This window comes from Oleiphilus sp. HI0067 (assembly GCF_001635735.1).
In genome coordinates, this window is record NZ_LWFI01001426.1 from 1 (window position 1) to 916 (window position 916).

Sequence of the window (916 nt, forward strand, 5' to 3'; positions counted from 1 at the left end):
TGATACGATATTGTTTAGCGCTAATACGCAATCAATAGAACTGTCGTTACAAGCTAATAGCCAAGCACCTATGGTTGAATGGCTTGCTCAGACTGTTAACACCGAGAGCACTATTACCTTGGCAGGGTTCGCGATTGAAAAGCGTTCTGACGCATGGAATGCATCGATTAAGCTGAATATAGCCGCAGGAGTTACGTATGAATAACTTCAATACGCTTACCCTGCGCGAACGGATACTAACGACTTTTGCGTTGTTGGCGGTTTTGATTCTTGCTTATGTGTCTTTTGTGGTGCCTCACAAGAGTGCGCCACAGGTGTTCAATATCGAACTGCCTCAAACTGAGGCCTCTTCCTTATCTGATAATTCAAAAACCACAGAACTTGCGAATTCTTTGCTTCAAGCACCGCCGGGTAGTCAAATACTTAGCCAGGTCATCGGCGAGTTATTGAATGAAGTTCAAAAGGTTCAGTATCTAGGCTCTCAGTTTTTATTTGAAGCACCGGCATCTGACGTTGAGTTCTATCAGCATCGTTTCCGTATCTCGGCAGATGCAAGTCAGTCTGATTTAGCACGTGTTATGACTTATGTTGAGAACAAGTCTTACTTGGACTTACAGGTATTAGATTGGCAGTCGCAAACAGATTCAGGCGCCTTAAATTTTGAGTTGGCGGTGATTAACACTGAGCCTCGTTGGCTAACAGTCAAGGAGCCTAGTCATGCTAGATAAAAGAAAGCAGCCATTAGGTGAGTTACTGATTCAAGAGGGATTTATCTCCCAGGATCACCTTGATCAAGCACTCGCGAGTCAGAAAAAATCAGGCGTTAGGCTCGGCAAAATCCTAATTGAAAAACAGTTTATATCTGAAACGGATTTGCTCGCGTTACTGTCTCGCCAGCTTAAGCTCCAGTTTGTTG

General features: G+C 43.9%; 2 protein-coding genes and 1 pseudogene. All 3 read left to right on the forward strand.

The features are described from left to right. On the forward strand, positions 1-205 hold a 205-nt coding region (locus A3739_RS30295; RefSeq protein WP_197472513.1), incomplete at its 5' end, for a hypothetical protein. Beyond that, positions 198-728 carry a hypothetical protein gene (locus tag A3739_RS23200; RefSeq protein WP_068475265.1) on the forward strand — a complete coding sequence of 177 codons (531 nt, stop codon included), beginning with the start codon at positions 198-200 and terminating at the stop codon, positions 726-728. The genes A3739_RS30295 and A3739_RS23200, both read left to right, overlap by 8 nt. Further along, a pseudogene (locus A3739_RS23205) lies at positions 718-916 on the forward strand (MSHA biogenesis protein MshE); the annotation flags it as partial. The gene A3739_RS23200 and the pseudogene A3739_RS23205, both read left to right, overlap by 11 nt.